Annotated in this window: 2 protein-coding genes; both read right to left on the minus strand. The window is 40.6% G+C overall.

The features are described from left to right. Nucleotide 1: 1 nt before the first annotated feature. Nucleotides 2-442, minus strand: a complete 441-nt coding sequence (locus M9194_RS21505) for an InvB/SpaK family type III secretion system chaperone (protein WP_250614759.1) — start codon at nt 440-442, stop codon at nt 2-4. Nucleotides 443-595: 153 nt separating this feature from the next. After that, nucleotides 596-1,663: a DUF1521 domain-containing protein gene (locus tag M9194_RS21510; RefSeq protein WP_250614760.1), complete on the minus strand. Its 1,068-nt coding sequence runs from the start codon at nt 1,661-1,663 to the stop codon at nt 596-598. Nucleotides 1,664-1,807 lie beyond the last annotated feature (144 nt).

The following is a 1,807-nucleotide window of genomic DNA, read 5'->3' on the forward strand; positions in this document are numbered from 1 at the left end:
TCTATATTTTTTCAATTTTCAGAGCTTGGCATAATAATCGTAACTGTGTAACAAAACTCTGGAATATAGGGGAGAGGCTATCTTTATGTTGTAAGATATCTAGATTAATAAGAGCTTTTAACTCGTACCCGTTTTCACCCATTCCGAGTGTTAACTGTCCGCCTTCCACACCACTTATCGGCTTAGTCATAATGGGTAAAACGGTTTGAGCATAATTAATAAGCTGATGTTCAGTGACATGTGGCAATAAGCACCATAGCCATAGACGTTCATCTAATGCTGATAGCATCACTTCAGGTAACCCTTTTACTTCAATCGCTATAGTACTATGAGAATCTAGGTTCTCGAGTTGACCACTGGGGAGCCCTGCGTTTGTGAGCATGCTATTGACCATCTCATTTAGCCCTTGAAAAATATATCGAGTACTCAGTGGTTCAGCCATAGTTCATCCAAACATATCAGGTTGTTTTTACTAAATAATATAAGTACAAACAATCGTGTAATTTAAAGGGCTTAATAACTTAAGTAGAAATAGTACTAAGCAGACATTCAAATGGTTAGCTACCCGACCTGAAATCGGGTAGCTAGAACAATGTTATCTAATGATGCCAATGATATCTTTCAAAGTATCAATAAGCTTACTGAGCACGGCGGAGATATTTTTTTGGATATTTCCTAAGTTTTGCACATTTTGTGACAACATGGTTTGTTGGTTTTGTCCAACTTGGTTTGCATCAGATGCAGCTTGGTTCAAATACCCATTAAGTTCAACAAGGTCTGCTTTTTTAAGGTAATCGCCTTTGCTATCTAACCAAGCTTGAGGGTCTTCACCATTTAATTTAACGTTAAGCTCTTCTAACCTATCGATAATAGACTGAACTTGCGACTTTGGTACATAGGTATCATTGGCAGCATATTTAGTCCATTCGCTGGTATTGGCTCCCATTTGATAAATATCGCCGTCCGCTGTATTTGCATCATCATTGATACCATTTAGTGTGACATCACCAATCTTCAAGGTTTGATTGTCAGGGTTACTCGTGTAACCGTGGTCAATACCACTTACCTTAACTGACTGGTTGCCTTTGGTGATGGTTAGATTTGCCGACAGATAATGACCCGTATTGCCCCACTCTTCAGTTCCAACGGTAATTTTTGTACCATCCGCCAGAACAAAAGTCGATTGATCGAAAAATTCAAACTCTTGTTTTCCGTCACCACTGGTATCTACGTGTGGGTCTCCCCAAATAGTCACGGTCTTACCATCTGGACCATGAATCTGCCATTGGCAATTCTCACCGTGGACGCCTTTACCAAAAGTGATGCTATACCCATTATCCAGTTGGATCGTATCGTTGTCCTTATCCACTTTCCAGGTGGGTTTGTCGACAATCGCGCCACCACCTGCACCAGCGGACAAGCCCTGTACTGCTGAGGCTTCGTCCTGGATATCACTGGCCGTTTTGTTGTTTGCTTGAACCGATGCCATCAAACCTTGAATGGATTTAGCCGCATTGTCTCTAGTATCCATTAAAGTAAGAACCACATATTGCAACACGTTATCAATCGACATGGAGTTCATGTCCAGTGTGCTTAAGTCACCACTTCCTGAAGACGCGTAGGCCTTCTCGACTGGGTTGTTATTGCCCGACACATTCTGCATACCGTATCTCTCTCTTCATGATTTGAATGCTGATTTATTTAACCAGCTTTTGACATTAAAACGGTAACAACAATAAAACGTAAAAACTCTTAAAAATCCCCGCGAACTAATATATTTAAACTGGAATTGAAAACGGCTGGTAAA

This window comes from Vibrio sinus, from assembly GCF_023634645.1.
GTDB lineage: Bacteria > Pseudomonadota > Gammaproteobacteria > Enterobacterales > Vibrionaceae > Vibrio > Vibrio sinus.

Coding starts and splice junctions, on each gene's coding strand:
- M9194_RS21505 (WP_250614759.1), bottom strand. CDS start 442: ATGGCTGAACCACTGAGTACTCGATATATTTTTCAAGGGCTAAATGAG.
- M9194_RS21510 (WP_250614760.1), bottom strand. CDS start 1,663: ATGCAGAATGTGTCGGGCAATAACAACCCAGTCGAGAAGGCCTACGCG.